Here is a 19,457-nt window from a genome sequence, read left to right on the forward strand (position 1 = left end):
TGTGGTGTGGGGGGGGTGGATGTGCTTAACTTGTGAAGGGAACGGACGGGGTTTGGGCTCTTTTTTTTTTTTTTTTTTTTTTTTTTTTTTTTTCTTCCCCCCCCCCCCCCCCCCCCCCCCCCCGCGCCACAGGGTTCCGCCCAGGGCGGCAGAGGTGCCGCCGAGGACGGCCGCACGCAGGAGGCTACGACGTTCCACTCTCACTCCAAGAGGTGCCGTACCGCCCTGCCGCCGGTCGACGGCAGGGTCGTGCGTGGGGGGAGACGGAAGGGACGCTAAGCGGACCGGGTTGACGGGGCATGGACACATCGTGGCCGTGGGGCGGCAGGCTCACGCGGGCAGCGCCGGGGCCTCGCGTCTGCGGGTGCCCCTCAGCCGGTCGGTGCCCGGCGCTTGTCCCTGCGCAGGCGGCCGTACGGATGGCAGCCGGATCACCACGTCCAGGCCGCCCGTCGCCGCCGCGTGCAGGGTCGCCTCGCCGCCGCTGGCGTGGGCGAGGCGCTGCACCAGGGCGAGGCCGAGTCCCGAGCCGCCCTTGGGAGCGCCCGGGGCGCGCCAGAAACGGTCGAAGGCGCGGCCCCGCTGCTCCTCCGTCATGCCGGGGCCCTCGTCGGTGACGTGCAGGTCGACCCAGCGGGGGCGGCTGTCGCGCAGGGCGCGCCGGGACGGGGCCGGCACCCGCAGCTCGATCGTGACGGTGCTGCCGGGCGGGGACGCCCGCAGGGCGTTGGACAGCAGGTTGTCCATGATCTGCTCGACGGCTCCCGGCACCGCCAGCACCGGGCCGACACCGCCCGCGAAGAGCACGAGGGAGACGTTCTCCCGCGCGAACAGCGGCTGCCAGGTGCGGTGCCGTTCCGCGCAGACCGCGCCCAGGTCGACGGTGGCGGGGATCGCCGCGTGCTCCTCCAGTCGTGCCATCGCCAGCAGGTGCTCGACCATCCGGGCGAGCCGGTCCGTCTCCGTGACGGCGGCGGTGAGGCTGCCCCGGGCCCGGGCGGCGACGTCCGGCTCCAGGTTCTCCAGGCGCAGCCGCAGCGCCGCGAGCGGGGTTTTCAGCTGGTGCGAGGCCTCACCGGCGAACGCCCGCTGGGAGGCGAGCAGATGGGCGAAGCGGGCAGCGGTGCGGTTGAACGCCGCCGCCAGACTCCGCACTTCCGGTGGGCCCTTCGTGATCGTCACCGGGGTGAACCGGCCGCTGCCCTCTCCCAACTCGTGCGTCGCCTGCTCCAGTTCGCGGATGGGGCGGCCGGCCCAGCGGGCGAAGGCGAAGCCGACCACGGCCACCGCCGTCAGCACGGCCAGTCCGCCCAGGGCGAGCAGCAGCCACACGTGGTGGACCCGCTCATGCACCGTCCGTGTGGGCACCGTCAGCCACACGGCGCCCACCGGCCGCGCCTCCTGACCCACCGGCGCGGCCACCGACAGGTACTCGACCCCGCCGATCGTGGAGGTGCGCACGTCCACCGTCGAGGTGCCCCGCAGCGCGGCCGCGATGCCCGGCCGGTCGGCCAGGGGGCCGGACACCGAGGTGTCCACAGGGTGCGAGGTGGCGAGCGTCGTGCCCGAGGCGGCGACGATCACCACCTTCCCGCCGATGCGCTGCGCGCAGTGCGCCACCCGCGCGGGCAGGTCCCGCTCGGCCCGCCCCGCCGCGAGGGACAGCGCGGCGTAGGCGGAGACCGACTCGGCCTCGTCCTTCGCCGCGTTGACCACCTGCTCCCGCTCGCCGCGCGAGTAGACGAAGCCCAGCGGGATCTCCAGGCAGAGCAGCACCAGCGCGGCGAGGCTGAGATAGCTGATCAGCAGCCGGCGGGTCATGGAGAGGCCACCTGCGGGGCGTTCGGCCCCGTGTGCACCGCCAGCCGGAAGCCCACGCCCCGCAGTGTCCTGATCCACGCCGGGTGGCCCAGCTTGCGGCGCAGCGCGGCCACATGCACGTCCAGCGTCTTGGTCGGGCCGTCGTAGTGCGGATCCCAGACGCGGTCGAGGATCTGCTGGCGCGAGTAGACCGCGCCCGGGTCCTCGCTGAGGAGCGCCAGCAGGTCGAACTCCTTGGGCGTGAGCGGTACGGGGGAGTCGCCGACCCAGACCTGGCGGGTACGGCGGTCCACGACGAGCGGGCCCGGGTCGTGCGGAGGGTCGGGGGGCGGGTCGTAGGACGGTGTGGCAGGGGGGTCGGCTGGTGTGGCCGGTGATGTGATCGGTGTCGCCGGTGTTGGCTGTGTCGCCGAGGGCTCCGGGAACGTCTGCCGGGTGCGTTGCGTGCGGCGCGTCACCGCCCGGACCCGGGCCACCAGCTCCCGCACGCTGAATGGTTTCGCCAGGTAGTCGTCGGCGCCCAGTTCCAGGCCCAGTACGCGGTCCGCCTCCTCGCCGCGGGCGCTGAGGATGACGATGGGTACGTCCGAGACCTGCCGGATACCGCGGCAGACGTCGATGCCGTCCATGTCGGGCAGTCCCAGGTCGAGCAGGACGACGTCGTTGTACGGGCCTCTCAGCCCGTCCGTGCCCGTGGCGACATGATCGACCGTCAGGCCGAAGTGGCCCAGCCCTTCGGTGAGCGGCTCCGCGATCGTCTCGTCGTCCTCGATGAGCAGCACTCGTAGGCCCATACGTCCTGTCTCTCCGTGAAGCCGACATGAATCCGGGCAGCGTGAATTCGCATTCTCCGCCCTGGGGTTCACACGCTACAAGATGACCGTTCATCTGGGTATCCGGACAAAGAATGTTCAATTCCTGGCCGCGTTCTGGAGTTCGCTTAACCTTCCTCTGTAGGTCGTCCGTCTACGGTGAGGTGCACGAAGCGAAACCGCAGCTCAGGAGGCAGAGTTGAAGGCATTGCTGGACCGTGCCCGCACGTTCAGGACGCGCGTCGATTTCGACAGCGGCGAATACCGGAAACTGGCCGAAGGGCAATATCCGGAGGCGTTGTTCATCACCTGCTCGGACTCCCGCGTCATACCCGCACTCATCACGGGTGCGCGGCCTGGGGAGATTTTCGAGCTGCGCAACGCGGGCAATATCGTGCCGCCCTACGGACGGCCCGGGGCCTCGGGAGAGGCGGCCACCATCGAGTACGCACTGGAAGTGCTCGGGGTTCAGGACATCGTGGTGTGCGGTCACTCACACTGCGGCGCGATGGGTGCGCTCAAATCCGGTGACGACCTGTCCGCGCTGCCGGGCGTGGACGCCTGGCTCCACATCGCCCGCCTCGAACTGACCCCCGTGCTGGAGTCCGCGCCGGACGACCCGTCGCTGCCGGAGGTCTCCCAGGGCAACGTCGTCAACCAGCTGGCGGCGCTGCGGAGTTACCCGGTGGTGCGGCAACGGCTCGACTCGGGCCGGCTGCGGCTGCACGGCTGGTACTACGAGGTCGACACGGGGTTCGTCTACGAACTCGGCGACGACGGCGCGTTCCGGGTGCATGCCGCGTGAGCGGGGCGCATGCGCGGGGGCGGGCACGGGGTGGCGCCACACCGGGGAGCCGTCAGGCCGGGCCTGCGGGAGACGCGGGGGGCTGGGGGGCGGCTGGTTCCGAGGGGGTTGCTCCGGACTGGGGGTGGGGCGGTTCCTCGGCGGGAGCGGGGGACTGGGGGTCGGCCGGCGGCTTCCCAGGGGAGCCGGCCGCTCGCGGTGAGGGCGCGGCGGGTTGGGGATCGGCTGGTTCCCAGGGCGGTGCTTCGGGCTGGGGATCGGGCGGTTCCTCGGACGGCGCGGGGGATTGGGGGCCGGGCGGCTTCGCAGAGGGCCCGGCGGACTGGGGGGCGGGTGGTCGCGGGGAGTCCGCGGCGGACTGGGGCCCGGGCGGTCGCGGTGAGGGCGCGGCGGGATGGGGGACGGCTGGTTCCGACGAGGGCGCTTCGGACTGGGGGCCGGGCAGGCCGGTGGGTAATCCGGCGGGGGGTGCCACGGGTTGGGGAGCAGACGGACCGGCGGGCGGTTTGATGGGGGGCCGGTCGGATGCCCCCGGCGGTGGCCTGGTCGGGGACTCGGCGGGGGGTGCTGCGGGACGGTGGCCGGGCGGTCCGGAGGGCGGTGTGACGGGCGGCCGGTCGGGTGGCCCCGGCGGTGACCCGGCATGGGACTCCGCGGGGGGTCCTGCGGGGGGCCGGTCGGGTGGTCCGGGCCACGGTCCGGATGGCGGTTCCGGCTACGGCCTGGATGGTGGCCCCGGCCACGGCCCGAGTGGCGGTCCCAGCCGTGGCCCCGCGTGGGACTCGGCGGGCGGTGTTGCAGGGCGGCGGTCGGGCGGTCTCGCCGGTAGCCGGGGTCTCGCCGGTAGCCCGGGCGGCGGCGTGGGCGGCGTGGGCGGCGTGGGCGGCGTGCTGGCCGGGCTGGTCGGGCGGGTGAAGGGCGGGGCAGGGGCCAAGGGTGACCTCGTCACCGACATCACCGCCTCGCTCGTCGTCTTCCTCGTCGCCCTGCCGCTGTGCATCGGTGTCGCCGTCGCCTCCGGCGTGCCCGCCGAGCTCGGGATCATCTCCGGGGTGATCGGCGGTCTGGTCGTCGGCGCGGCACGCGGCAGCACGCTCCAGGTCAGCGGTCCGGCCGCCGGCCTCGCCGCGCTGGTCGCGGAGACCGTCGCCGAGGTCGGCGTGGCCATGCTCGGCGTGATCGTGCTGTTCTCCGGGATCCTCCAGATCATCCTCGGACTGGTGCGGCTCGGCCGGATGTTCCAGGCCATCTCCGTCGCCGTCGTCCAGGGCATGCTGGCCGGCATCGGTGTGCCGCTGATGTTCAGCCAGGCCTATCCGATGGCCGACGCCAAGGCCCCCGGGACGGCGATCGAGAACATGGCCGGCATCCCCGCGCTGCTGGCCGGGATCCTGACCGACCCGCAGGCGATGATCGCCACCCTGCTCGGCGTCGTCACGATCGTGCTCAGCTTCGTGTGGAAGAAGGTGCCCGGCCCGGCCGGGAAGATCCCGGCCGCGCTGGTCGCCGTGGGCATCGGCATCGTGGTCGCCGCCCTGCCCGGCGTGGACATCAAGACGCTCCAGGTGGGCAATCTGCTCGCCTCCGTGTCGCTGCCCGGACCGGAGCAGTTCGCCGGGCTCGCGGACGGGGCGGTCATCACCGCCATCCTCACCTTCACGGTCATCGCGTCCGCCGAGAGCCTGTTCACGGCCGCCGCGGTGGACCGCATGCACAGTGGCCCGCGCACCCGCTACAACACCGAGCTGATCGCCCAGGGCGCCGGCAACACCGTCGCGGGCATCCTCGGCGCGCTCCCCATCACCGCGGTCGTGGCCCGCAGTTCGGCCAACGTCCAGGCCGGGGCCAAGACCCGCCTCTCCCGCACCCTGCACGGCCTGTGGCTGCTCGCCTTCGCGCTGCTGCTGCCGCAGGTGCTCGCGCTCATCCCGATCTCGGTGCTCGCCGGTGTCCTCGTGCACAGCGGCTGGAAGCTGTTCGGGCCCGCGGAGTTCCCGAAGATGTGGCGGCAGGACAAGGGCGAGTTCGCGGTGATGACGCTGACCACCCTGGTCATCGTGGTGACCGCGCTGCTGGAGGGCGTGCTGGTCGGCCTCGCCGCGGGCATCGTGCTGGCCGCGCTGCGCATGTCGCAGACCGCGATCCGCCAGCACGTCGAGGACGACACGGCGAAGGTCGTCATGGCCGGCAACGCGACGTTCCTGCGGCTGCCGAAGGTGATCGAGGCGCTGGAGGCCGCCGCCGCGGCCGGGAAGCCGAGGATCCGGCTCGACCTGACCGGCGTGACCCACCTGGACCACGCCTGCCGCAACCAGGTCGAGGAGTTCACCGCCCAGCAACGGGGGCTGGGGCTGCGGGTGGAGCTGCTGATGCCGGGGGAGGCGAAACCGGCCGGCGGCCGGGCCGCTGCGCCGCCCGCCGCAGACGCCCAGGCACCGTTGCCCAAACGGCCTGTCACGACGACGGCCGAGGAAGCGTGGCACGAACCCGTGGGGGACCCGGCCCCGCCCTCCCCCTGGCCCACCGCCGACGCCGAGTGGTTCTACCTCGACACCCGGCCCCTCCCCGACGACCAGCGGTCGAGCCCGGTGGGCTGAGGCGGAGCGGCCGGGAGCCGGTGGCCCGGGCCTGCCTCGCCTCCAGGCCTCCTCGTAGGCTGGACCGCGGCCACCGACGAAAGGGAGCCTGCCATGCCAGGCTGGACCACACAGGACATCCCGGACCAGAGCGGCCGCGTCGCCGTCGTCACCGGCGCCAACAGCGGGATCGGGCTCGTCACGGCACGGGAACTGGCCCACAAGGGCGCGCGGGTGATCCTCGCGTGCCGCAGCGAGGCCCGGGGGAACGCGGCCGTGGACCGGATCCGCGCGGAACTGCCGGACGCCCGGGTCGAGCTGGGCCGGCTCGATCTCGGCGACCTGGCCTCCGTACGCGAGTTCGCGGCCGGGTTCCCGTACGAGCGGCTGGACGTGCTCGTCGACAACGCCGGGGTGATGGCGCTGCCGTACGGGACGACGGCGGACGGCTTCGAGACGCAGTTCGGGGTCAACCACCTGGGGCACTTCGCCCTCACCGGCCTGCTGCTGCCCGCGCTGCTGGCGGCGCCGGGGGCCCGGGTCGTGGTCGTCTCCAGCGGGATGCACGCCCTCGCCAACATCGACATCAACGACCTCAACAGCGAGCGGCGCTACCGGCGCTGGATCGCCTACGCCCGTTCCAAGACGGCCAACCTGCTGTTCACGCACGAGCTGGCCCGCCGGGCGGCGGCGCACGGCACGGACCTGGTGGCGGCCGCCGCCCACCCCGGGTACGCGGCCACCAACCTCCAGACCACCGGGCCGCTCGCCGAGGGGCGCCCGGCCGCCGAGCGGCTCGTGCGGATCGCCAACCGGGTTATAGCGCAGCCGGCCGAGGCGGGCGCGCTGCCGATCCTGTACGCCGCGACAGAACCCGGCGTGCAGCCCGACTCCTTCACGGGCCCGCACATCGCCATGTGGCGCGGGACGCCCGCACCGTCCTGGCGGGCGCCCTGGACCCGCAACGACACGGCGGGGCAGCGGCTGTGGGCCGCGTCCGAGGAGCTCACCGGCGTGACGTACGACGCCCTGGAGGCATGACGCTCACAGGGACACGGCCACCGCGTCGAACGTCGTCTCCGGCGTCTGCGGGCTGGTGCAGCGGGCGTTGACCAGGTAGAGGCGGTCGCCGAAGTGGGCGGCGGTGGCGGGGACGTCGAAGCGCGGGTCGGTGATCGTCCTGCTCAGGGTCGCCGTAGTGGCCTTCTCGTCGAGGTGCCAGACGGTGATCTTGTTCAAGCGGTTCTGGACGACGTACAGGGTGCGGCCGAGACGGACCAGCCCGTCGCCGCCTGTCACGTCGGTGCCGCCCTCCAGCGCGATCCGGCGGGGGTGTGACTCGACGCACCCGATGAAACACCAAGTGCCCCTTGGGCCGCGCCGAGTTGGCGAACTCGACAGGAACTCGACAGCGCGCGGCGGCCCGTGCGGGTCAGTACACGACGGACACGATCCGGCACACGGCCCCGGCGAGCCGCCGATCGCCCTGGACGCGGGCCCGGGCGAGGGCGGTGTCCGGCTCGATGCCGCGCGTGCACAGCCGCCACGCCGTCTCCGCGTCCAGTCGTACGGCGGAGGCCGGCCGCCCCTGCGGTCCCTCGCCCAGGGACCAGCCGCCCGCCTCGGCCGTCACGGTCCACACTCCCCCTCCCGGCCCGGTGACCGTCACCTCCACCTGGGTACCGCCCGGCGCCCCGGTGTCCCGCAGGGTGTGCGGCAGGGCCCGCATGAAGGTGTCCAGGACGACGGACAGGGCCCGCGGACCGGCGTCGGTGTCCAGCCCGACCGCGTGCCGGATCTGCTGCCGGTGCGTCCAGTACTCGGTGAACTCCCGGGCGCAGTCGAGCCACATAGGCGCCGGGTCGGCCCCGGCCCAGGACACGCCGAGCGACGGCGTGGCCAGGTCCGCGGCGGCGAAGCGGCCCGCCAGTTCGGCACCGGCCCGCTCCAGGGCATCGACGAGTGAGGCGGAGTCGACGTCCCGGTGGCGCTCGACCCACTCCTGGTTGGCGCGGTGGATGAACGCCTCCAGGGTCTCTCCCGGCGCGGGAGCGCCCGGATCGCGGTGGCCGAGGCGGGCGGCGCAGTCGCCGAGGACGTGCGCGGTGACATCGTGGACGGTCCATCCCGGCACGGCGATCCGTGCCCACTCCGCCGACCCGAGCCCCCTCAGCAGACCGAGCAGGGCCTCCAGTTCGGGACCGAACAGCGCGCGGGCGTCGATCGGAGGGCCCAACCAGGTGAGCGCGGACCAGTCGTTCGGCTGCGTGACCATGCGCCCAGCCTGCCAGGAGCCCAGGCCGCCCGGGGTGCCGTTCCGTGCTCAGGCCGTGGAGCCGCCGTCCACCACCAGGTCCGTGCCCACCACCGACGCCGCGTCGTCGGAGGCCAGGTACAGCACGGCCGCCGCTGTCTCCTCGACCGTGGAGACCCGGCCGAGCGGGACCGCGGTCCGCATGCGCTCCGCGCGTTCGGCCTCCGTCTCGCCCGGCTGGAGCGACATGGGCGTGGCGGTGGCGCCGGGCGACACGGCGTTGATGCGGACACCGTCGGCGATGTGGTCCAGGGCGGCGCCGCGGGTGAGGACCGACACGGCCGCCTTGGTGGCGCCGTAGGCGGTGGTGCCGGGGATGCGGCCGTGGACGCCGATCCGGGAGGCGATGTTGACGATGGCGCCGCCGCCGGGCTGGGTGCGCATCTGGCGCACCTCGGCCTGCAGCGCGAGCAGGACACCGGTGACGTTGATGTCGAGCATCCGGCGCCAGGCGTCCTCGGGGACGTCCGCGACGGGCTGTCCGCCGGCCTCCAGGACGCCCGCGTTGTTCACCGCCACGTCGAGCGAACCGAAGTGGTCCACGGTGGCATCGACGACGGCCTGGACGTCGTCGGCGCGCGTCACGTCGGCGGTGACGGCCAGGGCCTTGCCACCTGCCGCCTCGACCAGGGCCTTCGTCTCGTCCAGGGGTTCGCGACGGCGCCCGGCTACGACGACGTTCGCGCCCTCGGCGGCGAACGCGAGCGCGATTCCGCGTCCGATGCCGGATCCGCCGCCGGTGACGAGTGCGGTCCTGCCGGTGAAGCGGTGGGTCATGATCTCCCCTATTCTTGACTGATCGGTTCGGTATGAGGGCATGGAAAAAGCGCCCTCGCGGGCGCCCGGTTCTCAGTCGAGCAGTGCCAGGGCCTGTTCCGCCGCGTCCCGGACCCGGGCCGGGTCCGCCGACGCCTTGCCGACGACCCGCAGTCCCTGCATCAGGACGAGCAGCATCCGGGCCAGAGCGCGCGGATCGCGGCCCTCGTCCAGTTCGCCCTGTGCCTGCGCCCGGAGCAGGGCCGAGTGCAGCAGGGTCTCCAGCTGGTCCCAGCTGTGCTCCACGCGGCGGCACGCGGCCGTGTCGTGCGGGGCCAGCTCGGTAGCCGTGTTGACGACGAAGCAGCCGGTCAGGCGGCGTTCGTCGGCCGCGGACTCGGCGGCGAAACGGCGCACCACCGCCCGTACGGCGGGCAGGGCCGGCCCCGGCCGGGACAGCTCCCGCAGCAGCCGCGGGTCACAGCTCTGCTGGTAGCGGTCCAGCGCCTTCAGGTACAGCTCGTGCTTGTTGCCGAAGGTCGCGTAGATGCTGGCGCGCCCGATGCCGAGGTGCTCGACGAGGTCGGACATCGACGTCGCCTCGTAGCCGCGCCGCCAGAACAGCTCAAGAGCTGCCTGCAGCGCGGCGTCCGGATCGAACTCCTTGGTCCTGGCCACGGAACGGAGCCTAGGCTTTTCTGGAACGACCGGTCAAGCGAGCCGGGTTCCGCCTACTCGGCCGGGTGGGCCAGGATCCCCGCCCGGCCACGGAGGCCGGCGGGGATCCTGCGCGCGGTGCTTTCTTCGGGCGGACCGTCAGGCGGTGCGCACCTTGTACGTCGTCACCTGTACCTCCTCGTCGTCCAGGCACTGCCCGGACGACAGGTCGAAGCGCTGCTTCAGCAGCGGGGAGGCGACGAACGGGCGGCCCTGGTGGGTACCGGTCAGGCCGCGGGAGAGGACCGCCGCGCCGGTGAACGGGTCGCGGTTGTCGATGGCGTACAGCTCACCGGTGCGGTCCCGGAAGATCGCCGCCTGGCGGCCGTCCGGCAGCAGTGCCGCCACCCCGCGGCCCGGGAGCAGCATGCTGAGGTCGCAGACGGTGAACCAGTCGCCGTCCAGAGCGAGTTCGACCTTCAGGTCGGTGGTCTCAGGTGCCAGGGTCATCGCTGGGCGCTTCCTTCCAGTACGTCTTCGGCGGGTCGCATACCGATGGACAGCAGCGGCAGGTCGGGCTTCATCTGGTCGCGCTCGGGCACGAAGGCGACGACCGGGTCCGGGGTGTCAGGGGCGTTCACGAAGGACACGAACCGGGCCAGCTTCTCGGGGTCGTTGATGGTCTCGGCCCACTCGTCGCGGTAGTGCGCGACGTGCGCCTGCATCAGCTTCTCCAGCTCGTCGCAGATGCCGAGCGAGTCGTGGACGACGACGTCCCGCACGTGCTCCAGGCCGCCGGGGATCCGCTCCAGCCAGGTCGAGGTGCGCTCCAGGCGGTCGGCCGTACGGATGTAGAACATCAGGAACCGGTCGATCAGGCGGACCAGTTCGGCGTCCGACAGGTCCTGCGCGAGCAGGTCCGCGTGGCGCGGCGTGGCGCCGCCGTTGCCGCCGACGTAGAGGTTCCAGCCGTTGGCGGTGGCGATCACGCCGAAGTCCTTCGACTGGGCCTCGGCGCACTCGCGCTGGCAGCCGGAGACGGCCGACTTCAGCTTGTGGGGCGACCGGAGCCCCCGGTAGCGCAGCTCCAGGTCGATCGCCATGCGGACGGAGTCCTGGACGCCGTAGCGGCACCAGGTCTGGCCGACGCAGGACTTCACCGTGCGCAGCGACTTGCCGTAGGCGTGGCCGGACTCGAAGCCGGCGTCGACCAGGCGGGCCCAGATCAGGGGCAGCTGCTCGACGCGGGCGCCGAACATGTCGATCCGCTGGCCGCCGGTGATCTTCGTGTAGAGGCCGAAGTCGCGGGCGATCTCGCCGATCACGATCAGCTTCTCCGGGGCGATCTCACCGCCGGGGATGCGCGGGACGACCGAGTAGGATCCGTTCTTCTGGAGGTTGGCCAGGAAGTGGTCGTTGGTGTCCTGGAGGGCGGCCTGCTCACCGTCGAGGACGTAGCCGCTCGCGCCGATCGTCGGAGCGAGGGAGGCGATGATCGAGGCGACGGCCGGCTTGCAGATCTCGCAGCCGTCACCGCCCCTGGCCTCCTCGCGGCCGTGGCGGTCCAGCAGCTCCTGGTAGCTGTTGATGCGCAGGGCGAGGACGATCTCGTACAGCTCCTCGCGGGTCTGCGAGAAGCAGCCGCACAGGCCCTTGTCGACCTCGACGCCGCTGGCCTCCAGCTCGGCGGTGACCAGCTGGCCGAGCACCTTGACGCAGGAACCGCAGCCGGTGCCGGCCTTGGTGCACTTCTTCACCTCGGGCACGGTCGTGCACTGGTGGTCGGTGACCGCGCCGCGGATGGTGCCCTTGGAGACGTTGTGGCAGGAACAGATGATCGCGTCGTCCGGCAGCGCGGACGGGCCCAGCTGCGCCGGGGCGCCCGCACCGGCGGGCAGCACGAGCGCCTCGGGCGCGACCGGCGGGACCGAGCCGGTGAACGCCTTCAGCGTGCCGTACGCCTCCGCGTCGCCGACCAGGATGCCGCCGAGCAGCGTGCCGTCGCGGCCGATGACCAGCTTCTTGTACAGGCCCGCGCGGGAGTCGGAGTAGACGACGTCCAGGCAGTCCTCGGCGGTGCCGTGCGCGTCTCCGAAGGACGCCACGTCCACGCCGAGCAGCTTCAGCTTGGTGGACAGGTCGGCGCCGGTGAAGGCGGCCTCGTCCGCCGCGATCGTCGCGGCGGCCGTCTCGGCCTGCTCGTAACCCGGCGCGACCAGGCCGTACACCCGGCCGTCGGCGGCCAGCGCGCACTCGCCGATCGCGAACACGTGCGGGTCGTTCACCGTGCGGCACTGCTCGTCGACCGCGATGCCGCCGCGCTCGCCGACCGTCAGGCCGCAGTCGCGGGCCAGCTGGTCGCGGGGGCGGACACCGGCGGAGAACACCACCATGTCGGTGGCGAGTTCGGAGCCGTCGGACAGCTTCATGCCGGTCACGGCGCCGTCCTCGCCGACGACGATCTCCTGCGTGCCGACGCCCGTGTGGACGCTCAGGCCCATCTCCTCGATGGTGCGCAGCAGGGCGGCGCCGCCGCCCTCGTCGACCTGGACGGGCATCAGACGGGGCGCGAACTCCACGATGTGGGAGGTGAGTCCGAGACCCTTCAGCGCGCCCGCGGCCTCCAGGCCGAGCAGACCGCCGCCGACCACGGCACCCGTCGTCGCGTTCTTGGCGTACTCCTCGATCGCGAGGAGGTCCTCGATCGTGCGGTAGACGAAGCAGCCCTCGGCGTCCTTGTTCGGGACCGGCGGTACGAACGGGTACGAGCCGGTGGCCAGGACGAGCACGTCGTAGTCGACGACGAGACCGGAGCGGGAGGTCACCCTGCGCGCCTCGCGGTCGATCGTCTCCGCCGGGTCGCCGACGCGCAGCTCGATGCCGTGGTCCTCGATGAACTTCATGTCTGTCATGGACAGGTCCTCGGGCGTCTTGCCCGAGAAGTACGAGGTGAGCTGGACCCGGTCGTACGCGGGGCGCGGCTCCTCACAGAGCACGACCACGCGGTGCGTGGCGGTCAGGCCGCGCTCGGCGAGCGCTTCGAGGAAGCGCTGGCCGACCATGCCATGGCCGACGAGCACGATCGTGGGGGTGTCCGCGGACATCAGGAGCCTCCATCGTTGGTAAGCAGGTGGAGCAGCGGGCCGCCGTCGGAGGGGAGCGGCTCTGCTCCCTCCCAGGCGCGCGCGAGCGCGCCGACGGTGCCGAGTTCGCCGACGAGGACCCCGCCGACCAGGCGGTCGTCGCGGACGACGACCTTCCGGTAGGTGCCGCGGGTGGCGTCGGTGAGCTGGACGACGTCGTCGCCCGGCAGCGCCTCGGTCTCGCCGAACGCGGCGAGGTCGAAGGGGCTGTCGTGCCCGTTCAGCGTGAGTCGGGTCAGGGAGCGGGTGCCGGTGTAGCGGGCGTCCGCGTTGCCGGCGAGCAGCTCCGCGAGCGCGTCGGCCTGCTCGAGCGCCGGAGCGGCGAGGCCGTACAGGACGCCGTCGTGCTGGGCGCAGTCACCGATGGCGTGGATGTACGGGTCGGAGGTGCGCAGCTCGTCGTCGACGACGACGCCCTTGCGGACGTCGAGGCCGGCGGCCTGCGCGAGGCCCACCCGGGGGCGGACGCCGCAGGTCACGACGACGAGGTCGGCGTCGAGCGCGTACCCGTCGGCCATCTCCACGGAGCGGACGGCGCCGCCGACGCAGCGCACGTCCCGTACGCGGCACTCGGTGTGCACCTCGACGCCCAGGTCGGTCAGGTGCCGCTTGACGAGCTTGGAGGCGGCCGGGTCGAGCTGGCGCTCCATCAGCCGCTCGGACTGCTGGGCGAGGACGACCTGGGCGCCGCGCAGGGCGAGCGCGCGGGCCGCGGAGACCCCGAGGAGCCCGCCGCCGATGACGACCGCCCGCGCCCCCGGCCGGACCGCCTTGGACAGGCCCAGGCAGTCGTCCATGGTCCGGAAGGCGTGAACGCCCTCGGGCAGCACGTGGTCGGGGGTGAACAGGCCGCGCAGGGGCGGCAGGACGGGGTTGGATCCGGTGGCGAGGACGAGCCGGTCGTATGCGATCACCGTGCCGTCGGCGCACTCGACGGTGCGCTCGTCGCGGTCGATGCCGACGACCCGGCCGCGCACGGCCTGCGCGGGCGTCGGCAGGGCGATCACCTCGGGGCTGTAACGTCCGGCCAGCACCTCGGCGAGCAGCACCCGGTTGTACGGCCGGTGCTCCTCCTCGCCGATCAGCAACGCGGGCGTGCCGAGCTCACCGAGCCGCCGGGCGAGCCGTACGCCCGCGAGGCCGGTGCCGATCACCACCACACGCTCATTCGAGGTCATGTCCTTGAGCGTGCGGTGCCGGTGTTTCCCGGCAGCATCACGACTGTTTCCCACGGGGAACGCTGCCCTCAGCGGGGGCCGGGGGCGAATGTGAGGGTTCCTGGGGGGCGGCGACGGCGGACTGTGAGGACGGCGTCGCCCGGCCGTCGCATAGGCTGCCGATCATGCCCGACATACCGCTGACCATGATCGCTCTGCTCTGCCTCGCGGCTCTGGCCGCCGGGTGGATCGACGCCGTGGTCGGCGGCGGCGGGCTCCTGCTGTTGCCGGTGCTGCTGCTCGGACTGCCGTCGCACACCCCCGCCGCGCACGCCCTGGGCACCAACAAGGCGGTCGCCATCGTCGGCACGACGGGCGCGGCGGTGACATACGCCCGCAAGGGCCTGCTCGGCGGATCAGGTCGGAGGAAAGCCGCAGTGCCTGACAACGCCGGTGAGCGGGGGGCGGTGCGTGCAGATGCAAGGCGGAGGAGGGAGTCGACGCGGAGCGTCGAGGACCGACGACAACGCGGCAGATGTGCGTGCCGCCCCCCGCGTCTGCGGCCGGATCCGCCGAGCAGGCCCTTGGCCCCGGTGGATGTCCGCACGGCGGTGCGCATCGGGCTGGCCGCGCTCGCCGGATCGTCCGCGGGGGCGTTCTTCGCGGCCGGGATGAGCACCGACGTCCTCAAGCCGGTGATCATGGTGGTGCTGCTCGGGGTCGCCGCGTTCGTGATCCTGCGGCCCGCCTTCGGCACGGCCCCCGCGACCGGCCCGGCCACCCGGCGCCAGATCCTCGCGGCGATCGGCCTCGCCGGCCTCGGCATCGGCTTCTACGACGGTCTCATCGGCCCCGGCACCGGCACCTTCCTGGTCCTCGCGCTCACCGCCCTGCTCCACCTCGACCTCGTCACGGCCTCCGCCACCGCCAAGATCGTCAACTGCTGCACCAACGCGGGCGCCCTCGCGACCTTCGCCTGGCAGGGCGCGGTCCTGTGGCAACTGGCCGCCCTGATGGCCGTGTTCAATCTGGCGGGCGGCACCCTGGGCGCCCACACGGCCCTGAAGCAGGGCAGCGGCTTCGTCCGCGCCGTGCTGCTGACGGTGGTCTTCGCCCTGGTGGGGAACCTGGCGTACGAGCAGTGGCTGGCCTAGAGCCCCGGAACTAGGAGGACGCCCCCGCCCGCAGCTCCAGCAGCTCGACGATCCCCGTGCCGTCCTCGTCGCCGTGCCCCTGGGCGAGGCGCCGCTCCATCAGCGCCAGGTACGGCGTCAGCAGCTCCGGGCTCACCCGCTGCTCCTCGGCCGTGCGCAGCAGCGTGGCGTTGCCCGCGACCTGCATGGCGAGGTTGGAGACGACGTTCCTGGTGTAGTCGCCGCTCTGAAGGTGGTCGGCGGTCTGGTGCACGGCCCGGGCCATCGCGGTCAGCCAGTCCACGAGCAGCGGCGCGAAGTCCTTCGGCGCGATGTTCTCCGGGCGGATCAGCGCGAAGGCGTGCGTGACACCCGCGAACATGCCGCTCATCGCGCTGAGCAGCGCCACGTCGTGCAGCGCGGCGAATCCCGGGTCGGCCCCGGCGTACCGGGGGCCGGCCGGGACGGCGAGGGTGTCCCGGTGCTCCTCGAACAGCTCGCGGGAGCCGCTGTAGAACACGTACCCGCCGGACTCCGGGGCCCCGATCATCGGCGGGTCGGCCATGATCCCGCCGTCCAGGAAGCGGGCGCCGCGCGCCTCGGCCCAGGCGGCGCGGCTGCGGCCCTCGCCGGGCGTGCCCGTCGTGAGGTTCACCAGGTCCCGTCCCGCGAGTAAGGCCCCGTCGAGGGCCTCGCCCACGGAGGCGTCGTCGAGCAGACAGACGACCACGAGCCGGTTCGCGGCCACCGCCTCCGCGGCGGTCCGGGCGACGACGGCGCCCTCGGCGGCGAGGGGTTCGGCGCGGGAGGCGGTGCGGTTCCAGACGGTCACCGGGTGTCCCGCGGCGAGCCAGGTACGGGCCAGCGCGGTGCCCATGGCGCCGGTGCCGAGGAGGGTGACAGGGGTGCGGGAAACAACTGCGTTGTCGGTCATGGCGTTCAGGCTCGTCCCAGGGAAGCGCCTGCTCAAGTACGTACTTCGAAGTGGGTGGTTACCTCGGGGGAAGGAGCCAGGCAGCGGAAGGGGAGGGCTCGGGCATGGGGGCGACGGGGCGGCGGCCGGGGGCGTACGTCTGCGGGATCGACGCGGCGATGGACGTGATCGGCGGCAAGTGGAAGGTGCTGATCCTCTGGGCGCTGAACGAGCGGCCGTGCCGCTTCGGCGAGCTGCGGCGCGAGCTGCCGGGCATCACCGAGAAGGTGCTCGCCTCGCACCTGCGGGAGATGGAGTCCGACGGGCTGGTGCACCGCGAGGCGTACGACGAGGTGCCGCCCCGCGTGGAGTACTCGCTGACACCCCGGGGCGCCTCCCTGAACGAGGCGCTGGAGCCGCTGGGGGCCTGGGGGAGGGCCAACGTCCTTGGCAGGTCACCGGCTGCCGGTGAGATGCGCGAAGACGACGACGTTCCCCTGGTACCCGGTGCCGCGTGAGTAGCCGCCGCCGCAGGTGATGACCCGCAGCTCGGGGCGGTGCGCGGCGCCGTAGACCTTCTCGTCGGGGAAGTCCTTCGCCGCGTAGGCCTCGACGGCGTCCACGGTGAACACCGCGACGCTGCCGTCCCGCCGGTCCACCTCGATCGTGGCGCCCTTGGCCAGGGCGCCGAGGCCGTAGAACACCGCGGGGCCGTCGGCGTTGTCGACGTGCCCGGCGACGATCGCGGTGCCCCGCTCGCCGGGTGTGGTGCCGGCCTCGTACCAGCCGGCGAGGTTCGTCCGCTCGGCGGGCGGTACGCCGAGACCGCCGGTCCTCGTCAGGCCGAGACCGGTCAGGGGCGCGTCCACCCGGATCGCCGGGATGCGGATGCGGTCGGGCGGCGAGGGCGGCAGCGCGGGCACGCCGGGCCGCTCACCGGCCCGGCCGCCCTGCCCCGCCCGGCCGTCCCGCCCGTCCTGCCCGGCGCGGGCCTGCGCGGCGGAGGGCTGTGGCGGGGCGTGTGTCTCGGCGCCGTCGCGCAGCAGCCATGTCCCGGAGCACAGGGCGAACACCGTGACGGCCGCCATGGCGGCGTCGGCCGGGTTGCCGAACCTGGTGCCGTACCTGGGGAACCTGCGCATGGCCGACCTTTCCTGATCCCCGATGGCCGTCCGGTCTCCGACCTCCGGCTCAGACTTCCCACCCCCGGCCCCGGCCCCCGGCTCCCGTCCTCCGGGTGCGCCCCGTACCCCCCTCTGGGCCGCGAGGGGCGTCGGACCCGGAGGGGGAGGGGACACGCGGTACCGGCGACGGACAGCGGAGGGTGTCCGTCAGATCCCGCCGCCTCTCGCCCGGCGATGCAGGAGCCAGGTACCGCCCGCGGCGGCGACGGCGAGGGCCGCCACACCGGCCGCGGTCTGCACGGGATCGGGGCCCAGGGCGCCGCCGACCCCCGTCTTCACACTCCCTCTGGGATGGTCCTCCGGCCGCCCGGAGGCCGGCGCGACCACCAGGTCACCGGTGACCCGCCGGCCGCTCCCGGTGCACGTCGCCGTGATCTCGTACGTCCCCGGCTGCGCGCTCGGCGGCACCCTGAACCGCCCGGTCGCGTCCTGCTCGTGCCGGCCCGGCGCAAGGCTGAGGGAACCGGCCCCGACCGCACCGGCGTCACCCGTCGCCGAGCCGCCGTCGCCGCAGGCCGCCGTGCGCACCGTGACCTGTCCGCCCGGGACGACCGAGGACGGGTGCACCTGCACGTCACCGGCGGGCCTGCCGTACGCGGGGGCGGCGGCGAGAGCCGCGGCGGCGACGGCGAGCGCGGTGCCGGTCAGCGGCCGGGCGGTACGTCGCATCGGTGCTCCCTCGAGCGGTTCGGTCGGTCGTGCACCTGCCCTTCCGAGGTAACGGGCAGCGGGGCCACCGCGCTTTCTGAGGGAGCGTCAGAATTGGGGTGAATGGGTGTCAGGGAGAGGCGGGCCGACCGGTCTTCGTGGGTGTTTGGGCAGGTCACAGGCGATCGCCGGACGGATCACGGAAAAGAGCCGGGCGGGCGTGTGAACGGGTGACCCGGGCGCCGCGCAGGCCGGGCTTGACCTCAAGAAAGGTTGAGGTATGAGGCTGTGCGGCATGAACACAGCCGTTACGAACGCATCCGCCCCTGCCCAGTCCCCGACCGAGCCCCTCCGGGTGACCCTCGTCGTCGGCAGCAACCGCCACGGCCGCTTCGGCCCGGTCGTCGCCGGTTGGCTCCTCGACTGCCTCCGGGACCGGGACGACCTGGTCGCCGAGGTCGTGGACGTGGCCGACGCCGACCTGCCGACGTCCTTCGAACCGACCCCCGAGGCGACCACCGCGCTGTCCGGCGTCACCCCGAAACTGGCCCGCGCGGACGCCTTCGTGGTCCTCACCCCCGAGTACAACCACTCCTTCCCGGCGGCCCTGAAGAACCTCGTCGACTGGCATTTCGGCGAGTGGCGGGCCAAGCCGGTCGCCCTCGTCTCCTACGGCGGACTGGCCGGCGGTCTGCGCGCCGTCGAGCACCTCCGGCAGGTCTTCGCCGAGCTGCACGCCGTGACGATCCGCGACACCGTCTCCTTCCACAACGCCGGTGCGTCCTTCGACGACGCGGGCACCCTGCGCGACCCGTCCGGCCCGGACGCGGCGGCCAAGGCCATGCTGGACCAACTGGTGTGGTGGGGCCGGGCGTTGCGCGAGGCCAGGGCCAAGCGGCCGTACGCGGGCTGAGAGGTTCCTTTCACCATGCCCGGGCGGGCATGGCGAAAGGACCCCTGAGTCACCGCGCGCCCCCTGCCCGCTCTGTCACCCCCGCGCCCGCCAGTCCCCGCCCGCGACCGGCCTCCCGCTTGTCCGCAGCCGTGCGGCGACGGCGGGCGCGGCCACGTAGACCCAGGCCCGGACGGCCGCTCCGTCCACGTCGCGTACGACCTTCCGCTCGACGCGTTCGTACAGGCTGCGCGGATCGCCCGGCACGTAGTCCTCCAGCCGGTCCAGCTCGGCGAGCAGCTCCGCGTACGTCTCCGGGTGCGCGGTGACCAGCTCCCCGCACACGACCCCGCCGCCCGGCTCCTCGACCGCGTAGGGATAGCCCGGCCCCTCGTACAGCACGGCGCCCGAGAGGCGCCCCGGCACCACGGAGCGGGTGCGGCCGCGCAGGAAGAGGTCGTGGTTGACCTCGCCGGGACGGAGGGTGCCGTAGACGAAGAAAGGCAGGGTCACAGGAACGATTCTCCACCCTCACACACCTCCACAGCGGGCCTATGGACATGACATGTCCGGGCCGCCTTAACTCGCGGTCAACATCAACGCCGCCCCCGGTCGACCCCACGCGACCGGGTGCGCCCGTATGAGG

General features: G+C 73.0%; 19 protein-coding genes. 6 read left to right on the plus strand and 13 right to left on the minus strand.

The window, feature by feature from the left end; translation table 11 throughout:
• Positions 1-330: 330 nt before the first annotated feature.
• Together AC07F0_RS15895 and AC07F0_RS15900 are read right to left on the minus strand one after the other, a co-directional pair.
• Positions 331-1,821 carry a sensor histidine kinase gene (locus AC07F0_RS15895; protein WP_478979148.1) on the minus strand — a complete coding sequence of 497 codons (1,491 nt, stop codon included), beginning with the start codon at positions 1,819-1,821 and terminating at the stop codon, positions 331-333.
• Positions 1,818-2,615, minus strand: coding sequence for a response regulator transcription factor (locus AC07F0_RS15900; protein WP_478979151.1), 798 nt, complete (start codon positions 2,613-2,615; stop codon positions 1,818-1,820). Before AC07F0_RS15900 ends, AC07F0_RS15895 begins: the two co-directional genes overlap by 4 nt.
• A 217-nt stretch (positions 2,616-2,832) precedes the next feature.
• Between AC07F0_RS15900 and AC07F0_RS15905 the strand changes: the two genes are divergently transcribed.
• The 3 genes from AC07F0_RS15905 (at position 2,833) to AC07F0_RS15915 (ending at position 7,055) form a co-directional block, all read left to right on the plus strand.
• On the plus strand, positions 2,833-3,438 hold the full coding sequence (locus AC07F0_RS15905; protein ID WP_478979154.1) for a carbonic anhydrase: 606 nt from the start codon (positions 2,833-2,835) through the stop codon (positions 3,436-3,438).
• Positions 3,439-4,325: 887 nt separating this feature from the next.
• Positions 4,326-6,035: a SulP family inorganic anion transporter gene (locus AC07F0_RS15910; RefSeq protein WP_478979901.1), complete on the plus strand. Its 1,710-nt coding sequence runs from the start codon at positions 4,326-4,328 to the stop codon at positions 6,033-6,035.
• Between the two features lie 93 nt (positions 6,036-6,128).
• On the plus strand, positions 6,129-7,055 hold the full coding sequence (locus AC07F0_RS15915) for an oxidoreductase (protein WP_478979157.1): 927 nt from the start codon (positions 6,129-6,131) through the stop codon (positions 7,053-7,055).
• Positions 7,056-7,058: 3 nt separating this feature from the next.
• Here AC07F0_RS15915 and AC07F0_RS15920 read toward each other — a convergent pair whose 3' ends face one another.
• The 7 genes from AC07F0_RS15920 to AC07F0_RS15950 all read right to left on the minus strand — a co-directional run bounded on the left by AC07F0_RS15920 (position 7,059) and on the right by AC07F0_RS15950 (position 14,062).
• Complete coding sequence (locus AC07F0_RS15920) at positions 7,059-7,313, minus strand: hypothetical protein (RefSeq protein WP_478979160.1); 255 nt, start codon at positions 7,311-7,313, stop codon at positions 7,059-7,061.
• Between the two features lie 133 nt (positions 7,314-7,446).
• Entirely contained in the window at positions 7,447-8,289 is an 843-nt protein-coding gene (locus tag AC07F0_RS15925) for a maleylpyruvate isomerase family mycothiol-dependent enzyme (protein ID WP_478979163.1), read from the minus strand.
• A gap of 48 nt (positions 8,290-8,337) precedes the next feature.
• Positions 8,338-9,105, minus strand: a complete 768-nt coding sequence (locus AC07F0_RS15930) for an SDR family NAD(P)-dependent oxidoreductase (RefSeq protein ID WP_478979166.1) — start codon at positions 9,103-9,105, stop codon at positions 8,338-8,340.
• Positions 9,106-9,177: 72 nt separating this feature from the next.
• Complete coding sequence (locus AC07F0_RS15935; protein WP_478979169.1) at positions 9,178-9,762, minus strand: TetR/AcrR family transcriptional regulator; 585 nt, start codon at positions 9,760-9,762, stop codon at positions 9,178-9,180.
• 138 nt (positions 9,763-9,900) lie between these two features.
• On the minus strand, positions 9,901-10,251 hold the full coding sequence (gene nirD, locus AC07F0_RS15940) for a nitrite reductase small subunit NirD (RefSeq protein WP_478979172.1): 351 nt from the start codon (positions 10,249-10,251) through the stop codon (positions 9,901-9,903).
• Positions 10,248-12,845, minus strand: coding sequence for a nitrite reductase large subunit NirB (nirB, locus tag AC07F0_RS15945; RefSeq protein WP_478979175.1), 2,598 nt, complete (start codon positions 12,843-12,845; stop codon positions 10,248-10,250). The genes nirD and nirB overlap by 4 nt, the downstream gene beginning before the upstream one ends.
• Positions 12,845-14,062: an NAD(P)/FAD-dependent oxidoreductase gene (locus AC07F0_RS15950; RefSeq protein ID WP_478979178.1), complete on the minus strand. Its 1,218-nt coding sequence runs from the start codon at positions 14,060-14,062 to the stop codon at positions 12,845-12,847. Before AC07F0_RS15950 ends, nirB begins: the two co-directional genes overlap by 1 nt.
• Positions 14,063-14,226: 164 nt before the next feature.
• Here AC07F0_RS15950 and AC07F0_RS15955 point away from each other — a divergent pair, with 164 nt between their 5' ends.
• Positions 14,227-15,195, plus strand: coding sequence for a sulfite exporter TauE/SafE family protein (locus AC07F0_RS15955; RefSeq protein ID WP_478979181.1), 969 nt, complete (start codon positions 14,227-14,229; stop codon positions 15,193-15,195).
• A gap of 10 nt (positions 15,196-15,205) precedes the next feature.
• On the opposite strand, the gene AC07F0_RS15960 is transcribed toward AC07F0_RS15955, so the two are convergent.
• A complete protein-coding gene (locus AC07F0_RS15960) occupies positions 15,206-16,108 on the minus strand; it encodes an NAD(P)-dependent oxidoreductase (protein ID WP_478979184.1) in 903 nt (300 codons plus the stop codon).
• Between the two features lie 104 nt (positions 16,109-16,212).
• Between AC07F0_RS15960 and AC07F0_RS15965 the strand changes: the two genes are divergently transcribed.
• Entirely contained in the window at positions 16,213-16,605 is a 393-nt protein-coding gene (locus tag AC07F0_RS15965; protein ID WP_478979191.1) for a winged helix-turn-helix transcriptional regulator, read from the plus strand.
• Here AC07F0_RS15965 and AC07F0_RS15970 read toward each other — a convergent pair.
• Complete coding sequence (locus tag AC07F0_RS15970; RefSeq protein ID WP_478979194.1) at positions 16,543-17,229, minus strand: class F sortase; 687 nt, start codon at positions 17,227-17,229, stop codon at positions 16,543-16,545. The two genes, AC07F0_RS15965 and AC07F0_RS15970, sit on opposite strands and share 63 nt — an antisense overlap.
• Positions 17,230-17,418: 189 nt before the next feature.
• Positions 17,419-17,940 (minus strand): hypothetical protein, encoded by a 522-nt coding sequence (locus tag AC07F0_RS15975; RefSeq protein ID WP_478979197.1) that lies wholly within the window; start codon positions 17,938-17,940, stop codon positions 17,419-17,421.
• A 274-nt stretch (positions 17,941-18,214) separates the two neighbouring features.
• On the opposite strand from AC07F0_RS15975, the gene AC07F0_RS15980 reads away from it, so the two are divergent.
• Positions 18,215-18,832 carry an NADPH-dependent FMN reductase gene (locus AC07F0_RS15980; RefSeq protein ID WP_478979200.1) on the plus strand — a complete coding sequence of 206 codons (618 nt, stop codon included), beginning with the start codon at positions 18,215-18,217 and terminating at the stop codon, positions 18,830-18,832.
• 75 nt (positions 18,833-18,907) lie between these two features.
• Here the strand turns inward: AC07F0_RS15980 and AC07F0_RS15985 are convergent, their stop codons facing one another.
• Entirely contained in the window at positions 18,908-19,324 is a 417-nt protein-coding gene (locus tag AC07F0_RS15985; protein WP_478979203.1) for a gamma-glutamylcyclotransferase family protein, read from the minus strand.
• Positions 19,325-19,457 lie beyond the last annotated feature (133 nt).

This window comes from Streptomyces sp. NPDC045955 (assembly GCF_056430805.1).